This is a genomic window from Pseudomonas folii (genome assembly GCF_014357575.1).
GTDB lineage: Bacteria > Pseudomonadota > Gammaproteobacteria > Pseudomonadales > Pseudomonadaceae > Aquipseudomonas > Aquipseudomonas folii.
Window position 1 is genome coordinate 18,554 of sequence record NZ_JACONW010000058.1, and the last position, 15,346, is coordinate 33,899.

The 15,346-nt window shown below is 57.5% G+C and carries 13 protein-coding genes and 1 pseudogene; 5 read left to right on the forward strand and 9 right to left on the reverse strand.

Translation table 11 applies throughout. The features are described from left to right. Positions 1 to 50 precede the first annotated feature (50 nt). The gene (locus H8S59_RS13775) at positions 51 to 692 is read left to right on the forward strand and encodes a LuxR C-terminal-related transcriptional regulator (RefSeq protein ID WP_187521764.1); all 642 of its coding nucleotides are present in this window, start codon (positions 51 to 53) and stop codon (positions 690 to 692) included. A 285-nt stretch (positions 693 to 977) separates the two neighbouring features. On the opposite strand, the gene H8S59_RS13780 is transcribed toward H8S59_RS13775, so the two are convergent. Beyond that, positions 978 to 1,472 carry a DUF2269 family protein gene (locus H8S59_RS13780; RefSeq protein WP_187521765.1) on the reverse strand — a complete coding sequence of 165 codons (495 nt, stop codon included), beginning with the start codon at positions 1,470 to 1,472 and terminating at the stop codon, positions 978 to 980. A 3-nt stretch (positions 1,473 to 1,475) separates the two neighbouring features. Continuing rightward, entirely contained in the window at positions 1,476 to 2,603 is a 1,128-nt protein-coding gene (locus tag H8S59_RS13785) for a saccharopine dehydrogenase NADP-binding domain-containing protein (RefSeq protein WP_187521766.1), read from the reverse strand. A 233-nt stretch (positions 2,604 to 2,836) separates the two neighbouring features. On the opposite strand from H8S59_RS13785, the gene H8S59_RS13790 reads away from it, so the two are divergent. The 3 genes from H8S59_RS13790 to H8S59_RS13800 all read left to right on the forward strand — a co-directional run bounded on the left by H8S59_RS13790 (position 2,837) and on the right by H8S59_RS13800 (position 5,427). Next, on the forward strand, positions 2,837 to 3,616 hold the full coding sequence (locus H8S59_RS13790) for a hypothetical protein (protein ID WP_187521767.1): 780 nt from the start codon (positions 2,837 to 2,839) through the stop codon (positions 3,614 to 3,616). Between the two features lie 237 nt (positions 3,617 to 3,853). Further along, the gene (locus H8S59_RS13795) at positions 3,854 to 4,984 is read left to right on the forward strand and encodes a metallophosphoesterase (protein ID WP_187521768.1); all 1,131 of its coding nucleotides are present in this window, start codon (positions 3,854 to 3,856) and stop codon (positions 4,982 to 4,984) included. Further along, positions 4,981 to 5,427, forward strand: a complete 447-nt coding sequence (locus H8S59_RS13800; protein ID WP_187521769.1) for a thiol-disulfide oxidoreductase DCC family protein — start codon at positions 4,981 to 4,983, stop codon at positions 5,425 to 5,427. The genes H8S59_RS13795 and H8S59_RS13800 overlap by 4 nt, the downstream gene beginning before the upstream one ends. 44 nt (positions 5,428 to 5,471) lie before the next feature. Here H8S59_RS13800 and H8S59_RS13805 read toward each other — a convergent pair whose 3' ends face one another. After that, positions 5,472 to 5,870 (reverse strand): RidA family protein, encoded by a 399-nt coding sequence (locus tag H8S59_RS13805; protein ID WP_187521770.1) that lies wholly within the window; start codon positions 5,868 to 5,870, stop codon positions 5,472 to 5,474. A gap of 484 nt (positions 5,871 to 6,354) precedes the next feature. Here H8S59_RS13805 and H8S59_RS13810 point away from each other — a divergent pair, with 484 nt between their 5' ends. Continuing rightward, positions 6,355 to 6,981: a pyridoxamine 5'-phosphate oxidase family protein gene (locus H8S59_RS13810; protein WP_187521776.1), complete on the forward strand. Its 627-nt coding sequence runs from the start codon at positions 6,355 to 6,357 to the stop codon at positions 6,979 to 6,981. Between the two features lie 82 nt (positions 6,982 to 7,063). Here H8S59_RS13810 and H8S59_RS27330 read toward each other — a convergent pair whose 3' ends face one another. The 6 genes and pseudogenes from H8S59_RS27330 to H8S59_RS13835 form a co-directional block, all read right to left on the reverse strand. Then, positions 7,064 to 8,128, reverse strand: a complete 1,065-nt coding sequence (locus tag H8S59_RS27330) for a methyl-accepting chemotaxis protein (protein WP_425504578.1) — start codon at positions 8,126 to 8,128, stop codon at positions 7,064 to 7,066. 33 nt (positions 8,129 to 8,161) lie between these two features. Beyond that, a pseudogene (locus H8S59_RS27335) lies at positions 8,162 to 8,704 on the reverse strand (MCP four helix bundle domain-containing protein); the annotation flags it as partial. 179 nt (positions 8,705 to 8,883) lie between these two features. Then, positions 8,884 to 11,790 (reverse strand): bpX6 domain-containing protein, encoded by a 2,907-nt coding sequence (locus tag H8S59_RS13820; RefSeq protein WP_187521772.1) that lies wholly within the window; start codon positions 11,788 to 11,790, stop codon positions 8,884 to 8,886. Beyond that, a complete protein-coding gene (locus tag H8S59_RS13825) occupies positions 11,783 to 13,621 on the reverse strand; it encodes a hypothetical protein (protein ID WP_187521773.1) in 1,839 nt (612 codons plus the stop codon). The genes H8S59_RS13820 and H8S59_RS13825 overlap by 8 nt, the downstream gene beginning before the upstream one ends. Next, the gene (locus tag H8S59_RS13830; RefSeq protein ID WP_187521774.1) at positions 13,621 to 14,055 is read right to left on the reverse strand and encodes a bpX5 domain-containing protein; all 435 of its coding nucleotides are present in this window, start codon (positions 14,053 to 14,055) and stop codon (positions 13,621 to 13,623) included. The genes H8S59_RS13825 and H8S59_RS13830 overlap by 1 nt, the downstream gene beginning before the upstream one ends. Next, the gene (locus H8S59_RS13835) at positions 14,052 to 15,173 is read right to left on the reverse strand and encodes an AAA family ATPase (RefSeq protein WP_187521775.1); all 1,122 of its coding nucleotides are present in this window, start codon (positions 15,171 to 15,173) and stop codon (positions 14,052 to 14,054) included. Before H8S59_RS13835 ends, H8S59_RS13830 begins: the two co-directional genes overlap by 4 nt. Positions 15,174 to 15,346 lie beyond the last annotated feature (173 nt).

Genomic DNA, 15,346 nt, shown 5'->3' on the forward strand with positions numbered 1-15,346 from the left:
ATGGAATTTGCTGTCTTACAGCATTCATATCGACAAGACGGGAGGAAAAAATGCACACAATCAGCCCCGCGCCTTCGCCGTTATCGACCACCCATTCGCTGACCGAACGCGAAACGCAAACCCTCAGCCTGATCAGGGACGGCCTCAACAACAAGCAGATCGCCCGGGAGCTGGGCATCAGCGATGGCACGGTAAAGATTTATGTGCGCAACCTCCTGCGCAAGTTTGACCTGCACTCACGCCTGGAGCTGGCGTCATGGATGCATCGTCATGAAGCGCAGCCGCAAGGTCATGAACCGATAACGGTCACTGAACAAGCTCCGCAGGCCGCCACCTCGATCAGTGTCAGCGGCTTGGTCAACGACTTGCCGGCGCTGATCTACAAGGGTGAAAACGCGCGCGCCTGGCGCATGCAGTACGTCAGTGAAGGCTGCCTGCACCTCACCGGCTACTCCGCCGAACAACTGACTCGCGAACAAAGCTATGGCGCATTGATTCTTGAGGAATACAGCGACTATGTCTGGTACTGCGTGCAATGCGCACTGCTCAAGCGTGAGCCGTTTCAGCTGAAATACCGGATATGTTGTGCCGATGGCCGCATCAAGGAAGTGTGCGAAACCGGCGTCGGGCTGTACTCGAGTAGCGGCGAGATCCTGGGACTTGAAGGGGTGATATTCGAGGTGGGTGCGTAAGGTCTGTACCCTTCGATATTTCAGGTGTTCCGTGGTCTATTCGGCGCCTTCAACGTCTCTCATCAAACAATATGCAAACCCTGGATTGAAATGCATTTTCTGTAGGAGATTCCCCGTCGTCCAGACTCCGCGCTGTCGCGCAGCAAACACGGATCTGTTGGGGCGAATGGGACGAACTTGAAAGCCGGTTCGGCGAGTTGATGAAGCCCGTGACGCTCTACCCGATCAGGTACCGGGTCGATGGATTCCCGACGGCCGAGCAGCTCGGCCAACTGCCGTAAATAATCAGGCCATCAGCATTACAAACCACTGCCACGGGGTCAGCTTCGTCACCATCATCAGCACCACGATGAACATGCCGAGAAAACCGCAAACGCCCATCCAGAACCATTTCTGATAGAGGGTGTGGTATCGATCATCCAGTAACAGGCCCTGTTCAACTGCGCTCAATGCCAGCCCATGCATCCGCTTTTGCAGGACAAGGACCGGCAGCCAGAGCGCACCGACGCCAATGAAGATCGCCACCGAAGTCATCAACCAGGGTGAAGTCAACGGCAGCCCCGCAAGCGTCACCAGCAGGTAGCCCGTACCGAGCTGAAGAAAGCCTGCGGGCGTGGTAATCCAGGTATCGAACCGCACCACCATCGCACAGACATGAGCAATGACTTGTGGGTTGCGAGTGCGACTGGCTGCGATCAGATAAAGAAACGAGCCCATACCGAATCCGAGCAGGAAGATCGCCGCGATCACATGCAAATACTTCATCGCCAGATAAAGCATCGATCAACCTTTCTCATCCGAGAAGCGTACGGCCAGCTGTATATTCTGCGGATCGTTCATGGCTGCCAGATACTCTTCAACGCTGACCTCCCCCACACAGGGTCGCGCGCCTGGCTGCGGGCGATACTGCTGAGCGACTTTTGCCACCAGCGCTACCGCAGCGCAACTGGGTATTTCCGGACCTTTGTCGTTGTACGCCGTTAGCTGGGCATTCATGCTCAGGGCGTTACCATCCACGCCGACACCCTCGACATCGATGTACATCGCACTGAGACCGTCACCGAAGCGCTCGAACAGCGTTCCCCAGCGATGCAGTCGTGCGGCCCATCCCATCCGGTCCTTGACCAGCCCTGCGCGCAAGGAGGCTGCCAACAGGTAATTGGCTACGCCCCCAAGCTTGAGGCCCGAGCCTGCCTTGAAACTCAGAGTGTGCGCACCATAGCGGTCGCCAAAAATGTCGATGTCCGGCACATCGACGTTAGCCAGCACGCGCGTCCCCAGATGCTGCATTTTGCGTAACGTCAGATCCTGCCAGCCCGAAACTTCGTGAACCTGCCCGCCTCGCAGTTGTTTGATCGGCTTACCGGCGTAAGCGAGTACACCTTCAACGGTGGACAATCCGGGCATTTTTGCCGAGGAAGAGATGCCATGTTCAATGACATCAATTCGGCTGAAGCGGTGACGGTACTGGTCAATGATGGCTGATGACAGCGTAGGCACAGAGCTGCAGCCGCTGAGCAGGGTTACACCTGCCTGTCTGGCTGCTGCGTCGAGAATGCCGATACCGTTGACGAAAGCTCGGCAGTCCGCCAGGTCACAGTAGTTGACCCCGGCCTCGATACACGCCTGGGCCACGGCATAGGACTGCCCCTGAAATGGCCCGCCTGTGTGGATGACCCATTGGACATCCAGCGCGCGCAATGCCGAACCGAACTCTGCGCCCATGGCATTACCACACCAGCTCTCACACATAACGCCCGATTGGCCTTGCAGCGTACTGACACTGTCAGCCAGCCTTTCAGGGTTGCGCCCCGCAATTACAAGCGCAACGTTGGGCATGTTGATCAGGTGTCGGCAGACAATCGTGCCGAAATTTCCGTACCCGCCAACCACCATGACTCTCAGCGACATTCAATGCTTCCCTGTCTTTAATACCGTTTACGTTAATAAGAGACTATTTGCCGGTAAGCTTATCAGGCTCGTTCCGCAGGCTCCTCATACATCGACAAGAATGAGCGCTGAGGCCCTAACCCGGCTGCTGGTACACTGGATGAGTCCATGTAGTAGCGTGGTGACAACGCCCCGACGTCATTCACCGTAGAACATTAACCGGATAGAACTTCATCCTCTGTGAAGAAACCTGAATGAATCCCTTAAAGATCCTGACAACGTCATTTCGGCTGCTTTTCCGTAACGCCGGAAGTATCGCGTTGCTGTGCGTGCCACTTCTAGCGGTAGAGATGTTTATAAGAAATATCAGTAGAGGCCTGCTGAGCAGCGGTAACGATCTGGCGTGGCAAGCGATAATCGGAACAGTCATCCCGCCGCTGTACACTGGTTTGCTGTTGCTCATCCTTGATGCCCGCAGCCGGGACGAGCCAGTGGCCACAGGTGACTTCCTGTCTAAAGTGCTACGCCTGTGGCCAGCGTTGGCTGTGTTGTCTGCGCTCGACCAGTTGCTGATCGTCGTTGTCGATATGTCGTTGCTTTCTGCTGATACCTGGCTAACGATCATACTATCCACCGTCCAGGTGATCCCTCCCGTGGTATGGGCGACGCTCAGGTGGGCCGTATTTTTCCTGGCACTGTGGATGATGATGCGACTGATGTTTAACCAATGCCTGGTGCTATTGCGAGGGCTCTCGATAGCAGCAGCCATACGCGAAAGTTTCATCCTGTCCAGAGGGCAACTATGGCAAGTAGTCGCCTGCCTTGCGTTGTTACTCACCCCGGTGTTGCTGGTGATCGCCGTCATATCCAGTCTGCAGCCCAACTGGTTAGGATTCTTCAGTATTGCCTTTGATCTAAACAATCAAGGTAGCGCCGCGGCAAATTCGATAGTCGCGGGTTTTATCCGGTTGTTTACCACCATTGTGATATTTAGCCTTTTCACAGCGGTCGCCAGGCGGCCAGGCATCGAGTAGTGATCTTTATGGTCCTCATTGGTATCGCTCTGAATGGCTGACCTGAAGCGCACCATCTCCTACAGGATTCATTTTAATCCAGTGGCATGCCTGTAACAGGCCTATACCGCCCTACGATTTTCGGCTGGAACTGATAAGGTGCGTTGCCTGTAGACATGGATTGGGATGACGCTGCCGGATCACCGCGCAATGGCGCACTACATCCAGCAACGAACACAGCCAAAGGAAACGCGTTTAATGTTTCACGTCATGTTCAGCCTGCCATGCCTGTATGTCATCGCCCGTTTTATCCTGCCGATGCCATGGAAGTTGCAGGCGAAAATCGCTGTCGCGCTGCTGCTGGTGCTCGCCTCGCAATATCACCTGTATTCCCGGTTTTCGTCCGGCAGCGTGTTCTCCCCGGAATTCCCGCGAACTGTCGTGACGCTGTTCAACTGGGCCTTTGGCTCGATTCTGCTCATCGCGGTAGGCCAGATCATTGTTGACCTGATAGCGCTGCTGACGATGCTCGTTCGGCGGCAAAGACTGACTATTCCAGCCAACCTGCGTTATGGATTCGGTATTGCGGCGTTCTTGCTGGCCGCACTCGGTGTGAACCAGGCGATACGGGTTCCGCCCGTCAAGGATATCGAGATAGCGATCAACAACCTTCCCCCACAATTCGATGGCTACAAGATCCTGCAACTGACGGACTTGCATATCAGTCGCCTGTTTGATGAGCGGTGGACGCGAGCAGTGGTGAAGGACTCGAACAATCTGGGTGTCGATCTGATCGTCGTCACAGGCGACCTGATTGACGGTTCGATCCGTGACCGGACCCGAGACATTGACGCCCTGCGTGATCTTCGCGCTCCTGACGGTGTGTACGTCATTCCCGGCAACCATGAATACTTCTTCGACAATCAAGCATGGATGCAGCATTTCGTTTCACTGGGGATGATCCCGCTTGCGAACAGCCATACGCTGATCAAACGCAACGGCGCGCAGATTGTATTGGCGGGTGTCACGGACGTTACAGCACCTAGAACCGGCTTCCCCGCGCCCGACCTGAAGCAGGCGCTGCAAGGATCGCCCAAAGATACACCGATCATCCTGCTCGACCATCAACCCAGAAACGCAGAATTCTCCGCAAGCCAGGGCGTGGCTGTTCAGCTGTCCGGTCATACCCACGGCGGCATGATTCTGGGGCTTGAGCGAGTGATCGCCTTGGCGAATGAGGGCTTCGTTTCCGGCTTTTATAACGTCGGCGGAATGCAGCTTTACGTCAACAACGGCACCGCCCTGTGGCCCGGATTTGCGTTGCGACTGGGTATACCGTCGGAGCTGACCCGCATCACGCTTCGAACTGCGCAGCAGTCGACCCAATGAGTGTGAAAGCGAGCGTCCCTGCCCCTTTCCTGAATCCAGACGACACGGTGGTGCTGTTCGACGGGACCTGCAAACTGTGCAACGGTTGGGCACGATTCGTGATCCGTCATGATCAGGCTCACCGACTTCAGCTGGCTGCGGTGCAGTCACCGGAAGGCCAGGCATTGCTGGGCTGGGCCGGATTGCCTCAGGACAAATTCAATACCATTGTGCTCATCTCGAACAACAAGGTGTCCATACGCTCCGAGGCGATGTTCGAGATCCTCGGGCGTTTGAATGCGCCGTGGCGCTGGATGACAGTTGCACGCGTCATCCCGCAAATCCTGCGGGACTGGATGTACGACAAAATCGCCCTGAATCGCTATCGTTTGTTCGGCAGATACGACTCCAGCCGCGTTCCGACAGCAGACCATGATCGCCGTTTTTTGAAAGCGAATCAGTAAGTCTGGCCTGCGGACAGGCGAGAAAGTCAGCGCAGGACTTCCCTTCAAGCGGCCTTGGGCAGCCTGGCGATCACCTTGATTTCAAACTGAAATCCAGACAACCAGGTAACACCCACCGCAGTCGCAGTCGGATATGGCGCCTCGCCCCAGTATTCCGCCACCACAGCCCAGGCACGCTCGAAATGGGTTTGCGGGTCGACCATGAACACTGTCACATCGATCACGTCATTGAAGCTACAGCCTGCCTCTGCAAGGATGGCGTTGAGGTTCTGAAACGCCAGGCGCACTTGGGCATCCAGTTCTGGCTCAGGTGAACCATCGGCCCTGCTGCCGACCTGGCCAGATACGAACAGCAGGCCGTTGCTGCGGATCGCAGGGGAATAGCGGTGCAGCTCGTAAAGTGCATGCCGGTCAGGCGGGGTTACTACGTCGCGTACAGTCATTGGGTCATTCCTTCAGTTGGCTTTGCGGGTGCCAACTGTAGGTTTGGGCGGGTGATGGATAAACGGGCAGTTCGCTAAATGACTGTTTGCATTGGCCAAACAATGAACTGCCAGAATGGCCGATATACGCAGGGCGTCACCTTGCGAAAGCCACGCCCCTTGTGCAGCGTGTTAGCTGATTTTGATCACAACCTTGCCGAACGGCCCGCGAGCCAAATGCTCTTAGCCTTCCCGCGCCTGCTCGAATGGGTACACGTGGTCGATGAAAGGACGGATGTGATGGGTGTCGAGGAACGCATAGGCGTTAACTTCCTGTCCGGGCAAAGCAACCGCCCTCTGGCCTGGCACTTTCAAGAGGCATGCGGCTGAAACCCAAGACTGTCAGCAGCGCATTTCCTTCATCAAAATAGCTCAAACTCAACACGGCTAACCCGGCATCAGTACAGGCATAACAACCAGAACAAGACGGTAGAAAGAAATGACTATGGAACTGGACAGCAACGAGTACGTGACCACGACAGAAGCGCTGGAAAAGCTGTACGGCGCAATTGCCCGCCCCTCGATGATCAAGGAGGTGGATCATATTCACCCCGCCTACCGACCTTTCATCGAGTCGGCACCCTTTGCGATTCTTGCTTCGTCAGGCCCCGATGGACTTGACGCATCGCCACGTGGCGATCAGGCAGGGTTTGTTCATATCGAAGACAGCAAAACGCTTTATTTGCCCGATCGGCGCGGTAACAACCGAATCGATACCCTGCGCAATATCGTCACTGATCCCCGGGTTGCACTCCTTTTTCTCATACCCGGGGTGGGGGAAACATTGCGGGTCAACGGCACAGCACAGATATCAGTGAGCCCGGAGTTGCTGGCGCGTTTCGCCGTGAACGGCCAACTGCCCAAATCGGTGCTGCGGATCACCGTTACCAGTGTTTACTTCCAGTGCAGCCGTGCTGTTATCAGAGCAGGACTTTGGGATGCAACGCGTCACGTGGAGAGAAGTAGGCTGCCGACTGCCGGGAAAATCTTGAAGGAAATCTCGGCTGCCGAAATCGATGGCGATGCGTATGACAAGGCATTGCCGGGGCGTATTGCTGATACGTTGTATTGATCGACTGGGAAGAAACCGATGGTCGCAGGCGGCTCACTGGCTGAGCCGCTGCGTTACCCATCGATATCCAGGTGCTAAGACATCAAAGCTTGAACTTGCCCACTAACGTATTGAACGAAATCGCCAGACGCGACAATTCCTGACTCGAAGCATTGGTCTGGTTTGCACCGGCGGATGTCTGGGTCGACAGGTCCTGGATGTTCACCAGGTTGCGATCGACTTCGCGGGCTACCTGAGCCTGTTCTTCTGCCGCGCTGGCGATCACCAGGTTGCGTTCGTTGATCTCGCTGACCCCGGCGCTGATTCGCTCCAGTGCAAGGCCCGCTTCGGTTGCCAGCGACTGCGTGCTTTGAGCCATCGACTGGCTTTTGCCCATCGACTGTACGGCTTCGTCAGCGCCTGCGCGTACGACCTTGATCATCGCTTCGATTTCGCCAGTGGAGGCTTGAGTGCGGTGTGCCAGTGCCCGGACTTCGTCGGCAACAACCGCGAAGCCTCGACCCTGCTCACCGGCGCGAGCGGCCTCGATGGCGGCGTTGAGAGCCAAGAGATTGGTCTGCTCAGCAATACCGCGAATCACGTCCAGCACCTTGGTGATGTCACGAATCTGACCGGCCAGGGTTTCGACACGCTGCGTGGAATCGTTGATGTCCCCTGCCATTGTGTTCATCGCCGTTACCGCCTGCTGCACTTGATGCTGGCCTTTGATCGCATCTTCTGCGGTCTGGGTCGACACCTGTGAAGTGCTGACGGCATTACGGGCAACCTCTTCCACTGCGGCGGTCATCTGGTTTACAGCGGTGGCGGCTTGCTGAATCTCGTCATTCTGACGAACCAGGCCACGTGTGCTGTCTTCGGTCACGGCGGTCAATTCTTCGGCAGCTGAAGCCAACTGGTCGGATGCATCGGCGATCTGCTGCACGGTGCCTTTGAGGTCTTTTTGCATGTTGGACAGCGCTTTGAGCAGTTGCCCGGTTTCATCCTCGCTGTTCGATGTGATCTCTTTGGTCAGGTCGCCCTGAGCAATGCGAGTGGCACTTTCCACGGACTGATAAAGCGGTCGGGTAATCATGCGGGTGACCACCAGGCCCAGAGCGATGGCGGCCGCGGCTGCAACAAGCCCGCCAATAATCAGCGCCCACGTCACTTGATGGTTGGTATCGTTCCCTGCGGTAGCAACGTCAAGCGCTTGCCGGGCATTGGACTCGATCATGATTTTGACTTCGCCAATGGTCTTGCGATATGCCGGTGTTGCGTTGGAATCAGCAAGCCTGGCGGCCTGGTCGACGTCGCCACTTTTCAGCAGCGAAAAGACGTTTTCTGCGGCTGCGATGTACGCTGGCCAGTCCCGCTCGAAGTCATCACCGGCAGCACGCTCGTCAGCTTCGAGGGGAGTGGCGCGGTAGGTCTTGAATTGTTGCTCAGCCTCGGCCTGGTTGTCCTTGAAGGATACAACGACAGCGTTGATGTCTTCCGGCGCTGCTTTGCGCAAAGCCAGATTGATGGCTCTGAACATGTCCCGGTGGGTGGCAATCACGTTGGCTTTAACCGAATCGGTTTTCTGAATCGATACCAGGTTGTTACTGACCGTGCTCTGCAACAGGCCGTAGATGCTTGAGATCCCGCTGTACCCCAGCGCCGCAACACCGACCGTGATGACCGCGCATAGACCAAAAGCAAACAGCAGCTTTGATTTGAGCTTCAGATTAAGGAACTGGGACATTGGGAGTACTCAGGCTTGTAGTTGTTAGAGTCGAGGGCTCCACGCATCAGCGCCCTCTCTAGCAGCGTTATCGACTGGGAGTGGACAAACTTGATTGTCCTGCAACACCCCGGAGAACACTGCTTACAACCGGGCTTAACCGGACTCCCGCACAAGCCTTGTAAACACCCGATCCAGCCTCAGTTAATCGTCAAATTACGCTGAGTCCCCTCTTCGGCATTGATATGACTCAGCCGCCCCTGATCATCAAACATGAGCCAGTCGGCACCTGAAAGGCGTGTCCTCACTTCGGGTCGAGGCCATTGCAGCGTTGCGCAAAGGCGGTCGCTACCCCGGTGGATGAACTGCCAGCGGGTGTCATCAAGCGAAACGAGATAACCGATGAGCAGCCAGTGTTCAAGCAGGAGTACTTCAACAGGGTCGTCTTCAAACCCTTCAATACACCCAGGCAAGCGATAGCCCTTGCGGCTGCCACGCTGTTCGATCACAAGGACGGGATCATCTTCTCTTTCACGCTTGATGCGGAATTCGGCGACGTCACTGGATGCACTGAACAACTGACGGCCGTCATCAAAGACGGTCTTCGAGGCAGGTTCGCGGCTCATCAGGCGACGATCAGGCAATCGGTAATGCCACAGTTCACTGCCCGACTCCGGGTCGGAGAGCCAAAGGTATTCGCCATGAGCATCGTCCTTCAGGCCCAGAATGCGGCCGGGCAGATCACTGACATGCCACAGTGTTTCAAACCCTCGATCCACGTCGACCACTCGCAGTTGCCGGTTTTGCCCAATGGTCCAGGACGAACCGTTGAAGATCCTGGCGAATACGTCGAACTTATGAACGCCCAGATCCGTTGCGGTGCGATTAACCAGATCCAGCTTGCTGATCCTCCAGGCTTCGCTTCGGCGAACCAGCACCAGCGCCACTTGTTGGCTGTGGGCCATCACGATGGCTTGCGCCGGTACTGAAAAGTGAAAAAGGCGCTTGCCGGACGCATCGACGACCACTGCACCCGCCTCGCCCAATGCCAGCAAGTAACGCGAGTCTTCCAGTGTCACGGCATCCAGTATGGCCCTGCTGCCCATGGCGGGTGCTGACCATTCAAGCGTCGTATCAACGCTGTCCAGAGGCTGTTTACCCCGGCGAGGCAGCGCTTTGCCAGGCAGGTCAGCCTGGAGCAGTTTGTCCTTGCTCATGATGACCAGCGCCTGCAGCTGGTTATGGGTCAGCCGCCCTTGCCCACTTGCTTCATCCGCAATGATCGCGTGTATCGTTGCGCCGGTCAGCCATGCCAGCGGTTTTGCGTGACTCTGGTGCTGCAATAATGCCTCGGCCAAGGCTGCGCGCTCAGCGAAGCGCTGAGGATCATCGCGAAGTTGCTCCACCCATTCCCCGTACGCCACCAGCGTGTCAGGCAACAGAATCGCTCGTTTGACCAGTGCCCTGATGGCAAGGCGTCCACCAGCAGCCTCCGCATCAAGCAGCCATTGAGCCGCCCGGCCACGCTCGCCAGGCAAACTCCAGATGGCGTCGACAGCCTGCAGCCAGAGACCTTTGCCGATCAACGATTCGGCCCATTCAAGTCGCAAGCGCCGGGCACTTTCAGGCTGTTTTTGCTCAAGCATCATCACGGCATCAGCAAACGCGTCGTCACGACGAGCCACCAGCACCGCCCGCTGCCAGTTACCGGCCAGGCACAGTAAGCGCACGATCACGGCTGCGGGCATGTCCCACGTCAGCGCCAGGTCGGCGGCTTGTTGGTACCGCTCGTGCTTTTCCAGATAGTCGAGCGCTTCCTGGCGCTCTTTCAGTAGCTCGGCCAGAACGAACACTGCTTCTTCAACACGGCCTTCCCGGTCGAGCCTTTCAAACGACTTCCGGTATAAGTGCTTGAGGCGGTCTTTAAGGTCATCTTCAAAAAGCATCGCGTTGGCAGGTCCGGAACGCTCACCTACAACAAGCTCCTGACGCCGTTGCGGAGTCCCAAATGCCTGCTCCCCCGTGCTCTGGCCACCTTCCAGTGGAATGGCGTGGCGCAGGGCTTCTTCCAGGTCGCCGTCTTCGAACATTTCCATCATGCGTCGCATGTACTCTGCCTGGCGTTTGCCATAGAGCGCAGAAAGCGGTGAGCGAAGTGTCAGGCGTGTCAGCCAGCGACGCCATCGATTGACCTTGGGCTTCGTGGGCATGGCGCGCGGTGCAATCCCCGGCTGACTCCGGGATTGAGGCACCCCATACCCCCTGGAGGGCTGGCCAGCAAAAAAACGGCGAATCCCCAGCAGCACCAGAGTAAACAACGTTGCGCTGATCAGGATTCCCAGAATCACTGCGCCGACATCCGGGGAATCTGCCGCCGACGGCGACATGGTTTGACCCTTTTTATCGTGGACAGCCATCCAGATAAAAGCGGCAATCAATATCCCGCTGATGCCGAGCTTCAGCCAGGGTAGCGATGCCACCTCGGGGCTCTTCCACGGGTTATCCGCTGGTCTACTGGCAGCCTGATCAGAGATTTTTTCAGGCGCGCTGCCTTTGCGTTCCAGCAGCGCCTTCATGATTTCGTCCCGCTCAGGGCTGACAGGCCGCAGCACACCGCCGAGGATCTCGCGCACGTCGGACGCAACAGCAGGCGGTTCTATGACCGGCTCCGGCTCCGGCAGCGCCAGGCGACAGTCGTAGGTATCCAGCAAGGTGTAGCCGCTGACATCGATCCATTGCCCTGGCGTGATCAGTTTGGCATCGCGCAATTGCAACGCGCTGACGTGGCTGGCACGTACCAGCCAGACATCGGCTGCGGGCAGGCTGCGCGCTTCCTGCGGGGTCAGGAGAGCCGAGCACAGCGCGTCGCCTTGCCGTATCAGCGGCCAGCCCACCTGGGTTTCACACATCACGGATTGGGGGTGGCGGAACTGCAACAGATCGCCGTCGGCGAAACGATAGACGCTCGACCCGGTCTGCCATTGATCGAGGATAAGTCTTGCTCGCTCCTGTTCATCAAACCTTTCGTGGGAGAACCATACCCCTTCAATGTGCTGATGACCGACCAGCACCGGACGGCGAATCAGTGTCGAATCATGCTCAAGCATCCGTGCCGTTCCTGTGTTCGTCCGATGTTTCATTGCAGAATATCTGCAGGCGAAGAGCATTGAGTGGCAACGAATAAACCAACAATTCACGGGTGGTATTGGTCAAGGCAGCGATAAGGCCGCTTACAGGGCAAAAGCTGATTTTGGCGATGGGGTTAGAGGTCGTGAACAACACACGCGATTGGCCATTACCACTTCGTAGCGTGACGGATTGCCGCCTGGAACTGTACACAACCAACGAAGAGTAATCGTCGCCCTCTTGCTGCCACACACCGATTCCTTTCCAGCCACTGGACAGATGAAGGGTCTGCGTCCGCACCGAGGCATTCGGGGCCGCGACCAGTTGCCAGCGCTCGCCTTCAGGCGTGACAGTAAGCAACGCACAGCCGCCAAAACCACTTTGCCATTGCTTGCCGCTGGCAAACAGCACCTGAGTGACGCCATGAGCGTCGCCCACCACGTAACCGGGTGACACCACGCCTTCAGCATTGATCGAGTGAGCGTACAGGCGTCCGGCATCACTGCGAATGTAGGCTGCCCGATCCTTGTCGACTTTGGCCAGGCCCAGCACGTTGTCCGCCAGGTAATGAGTGACGCCTGACCTGGGTTTGGCGGGCGAACGCGACGTTGCTATCGCCCAAAAAGCCAGATGCCCGTGGTTATCCAGCAAAAAAAGCCGGCCTGTAATGCTGTTGCGCAACCAGACGATGGGCAGAAAGCTGGCCGTGCCGGGCGGTAACTTCAACTCCTCCGGCTCCGGTTTAAGGACAGGAACCAGTCCTGACATGTTCCAGAATGACAGTTGCTGATGGTTACTCAGCACGCCTCCGAGTTTGTTGTGCATGAATGTGATGCTGAGAGGGTTCCACGCCGGGTTCCATAGCTGACGGCGAATTTCGAGCGGTTTTTTTTGCCCGTCTGCTGGCAGCTTGATCAACACTACGCCGGGCTCATCAAGCATTTTCATCGCAACGTGGGTGCCCGCGCTTGCAATGACCGGCAGCGAGGTCAGCGATACCCGCGGCACACTGCCTTTGAGTACGGGAGCCTCAATGGTTTCCCCGGTGAATTGACCTTTCAGTAGCTGCAGGGCCAGTTGTTCGTCCGGGATGGGCAGCGAGACACGTCGGGGGCTGGAACTTCGCAACTCAAAGGACAGGTTTTCCCCGTCCAGACTGCGATGCACTTGAGCCCGGTGGGTACAGAGCTTGCCGTCGGTCCTGGGCAGACGCTGCCCGACGACCCAGCACTCTCCGGCGTCATGTTGCTGTTCGGTAAGCCATTCACTCCAGGTCTGCCAGTGCTCGTCACTCGCCACTTCATAGGTACGGGCGTCAAGCAAACGCCTGAGCTGTGCCGGTGTATCGAGTTCATGGAGTTCAGGTGCCTGCTGCAGAATGCCCCAGCGTAGCTCGGCACCCGCTTCCTGGGCGCGTCGTCCAAGCAATATCAGTAACGCAAGGTGAACCAGTCGTGCAGCGCCCAACTGCAAGGGACCGGCATCAAATAAAACCACTATCAACCGGTTTGCTTGCCGGGCGCGGTATTGCGGTGCGACAAACAGGTGCTCGCCGGCTGCAGCTCGCCGCAAGAACTCATCGGGCACTTCATCGGCCAACAACCATTCGCTGGAAAGTAAGCGCTCATAGGGACCTCGGCGCTGCAGGTCACCCAGGCCGTCGGGTTCGGGCACCCCGCCTTGCTGTTGCCCGCGCAACGGGCCGAGCATTGGATTCAGACGCCCCAGCAGGTCGGCGAACATGGGCAAATGCTCGGGGGCAAACCATTCCAGCCACTGGCGCCAGGGTTGAAGACCTTCAGGTAATTGCATCAGCGTTGCGCCCAATAATCCTGGATGATCAGCAAATGCTGAGAGGTAACCGGAAGTTGACGATCGAGGGGCACCACAGCGGACGGCTCACGCCACAGCAGCAGGGGGGAGCGCGAAAAACTGGACGACAACGCCTGCCCGAGCAGATCAATCGGCACATCGGGCTCCCAACTGGTGGGCAACCAAAGGCCAGGCGCTCGCTCATCCATTGCTGCGTACTCCACGCCATCGACCCATGGCAATTCGCCGACAGCACCGGACACTACCATCACATCGCGATTGGCTGTGACTTGCAGGCGTTCTGCCTGCTCGGTCGGCATCAAGGACAGCCGTGCGTGCAAACGCCGTGCTGCCTCGCCCCACGCGACGGCAGCCCGGGGTTCGGCTGGAGTCAGACGAGGCCGCCAACTCCAGGTCTTTGCGTAGCCACTCACGCCGAGGTCGACAGCAACTGGGCCAGTTGCCCACGGACTTCCTGCAAGCGTGCCGGTATGGTCTGGGTGTTGAAGTTGGCATCGATCTCGCGAAGCAAGCCTTCAAGCAAAGGGCTGGCCGGTGTCTCGCTCCGGGCCAGGTAGTCCTCGGCCGTTTCCAGCAGACGGCTGAGCCGCGACATCGGCTGCAGGGTCGCCTCCTCTACGGCACTGAACAAATGACTGTTGCTGGACTGCGCAAAAATGTCACGCAGGACTTCGCGACCGTGCTGCTGAATTTCCTTGCTCGGCAACACATACAGCAGCGGCCACAGGTCTGCATCACTGGCCTGAAGGCGCCCGCCCAGCAATGCGGCTGCCGCGATCAGTCGCTGAGACTTGACGATGCGGCGGTCCGAGAGCTGGATACCGGCCTCACGCAGACGCCGAATTGCGCGAGCCAGTGAAGACCGAACCTGAGTCAGATCAACCTGTTTCAGCGCCTGTCCCAGAGTGTCCAGCTGGCTCAAGCCCAATAGCTGCTGAACCGGGCGTTGCTCCGACTGCCAGCCACCCGCCAACATGGCCTCCAACTGGTTGTCAGGGACTGATTCAACGAACAGGTGCAACAGGAAGCGGTCACCGAACGCTGCCAGTGCCTCGTCGTCCGGCAAGCCATTCGCCGCACCGACACAGACGCGCAGCGGGCACTGGATCTGCGTATGACCGCGGCGAAAGCGCCGCTCGTTGAGCACGCCCAGCAACGTATTGAGGATGGCTGTAGATCCCAGAAAGACCTCGTCGAGAAACACGATGTCGGCCTCAGGGAGCATGCCACTGACATCGGTCTCGACGGTGCCTTCGCGCAACTTCTTGAGGTCCACCGCACCGAACAGCTCGGAAGGTTCGGTAAAGCGCCCCAGCAGGTATTCGAAATAACGTCCGCCCATGGATTGGGCCACACGCCGCACCACAGCGCTCTTGGCAGTACCCGGCGGGCCGATCACCAGAATGTGCTCCTGGGCAACTGCAGCCAGGACAATCAACTCGGCCAGTTGCTCACGTCCAACCAGCCCTTCGGTGGCGACACGAACAGCCTGGCGAATGTGCAATGCAGCGCTCTGCAATGAGGCAATCATGGGGTCTTCCTTGAAACTGAAGCCGCAGATTCTGCCTGACGCTGACCTCGACGGACAAGTTTAGTAACAGGATTAATGTCAGTTTTCGGATAGTTGAATATTGTTTGATAGGGGCGGCCAAGTATTCCTGACAACACGCTGTCGTGCAGCAAACACAGGACCTGTAGGAGTGA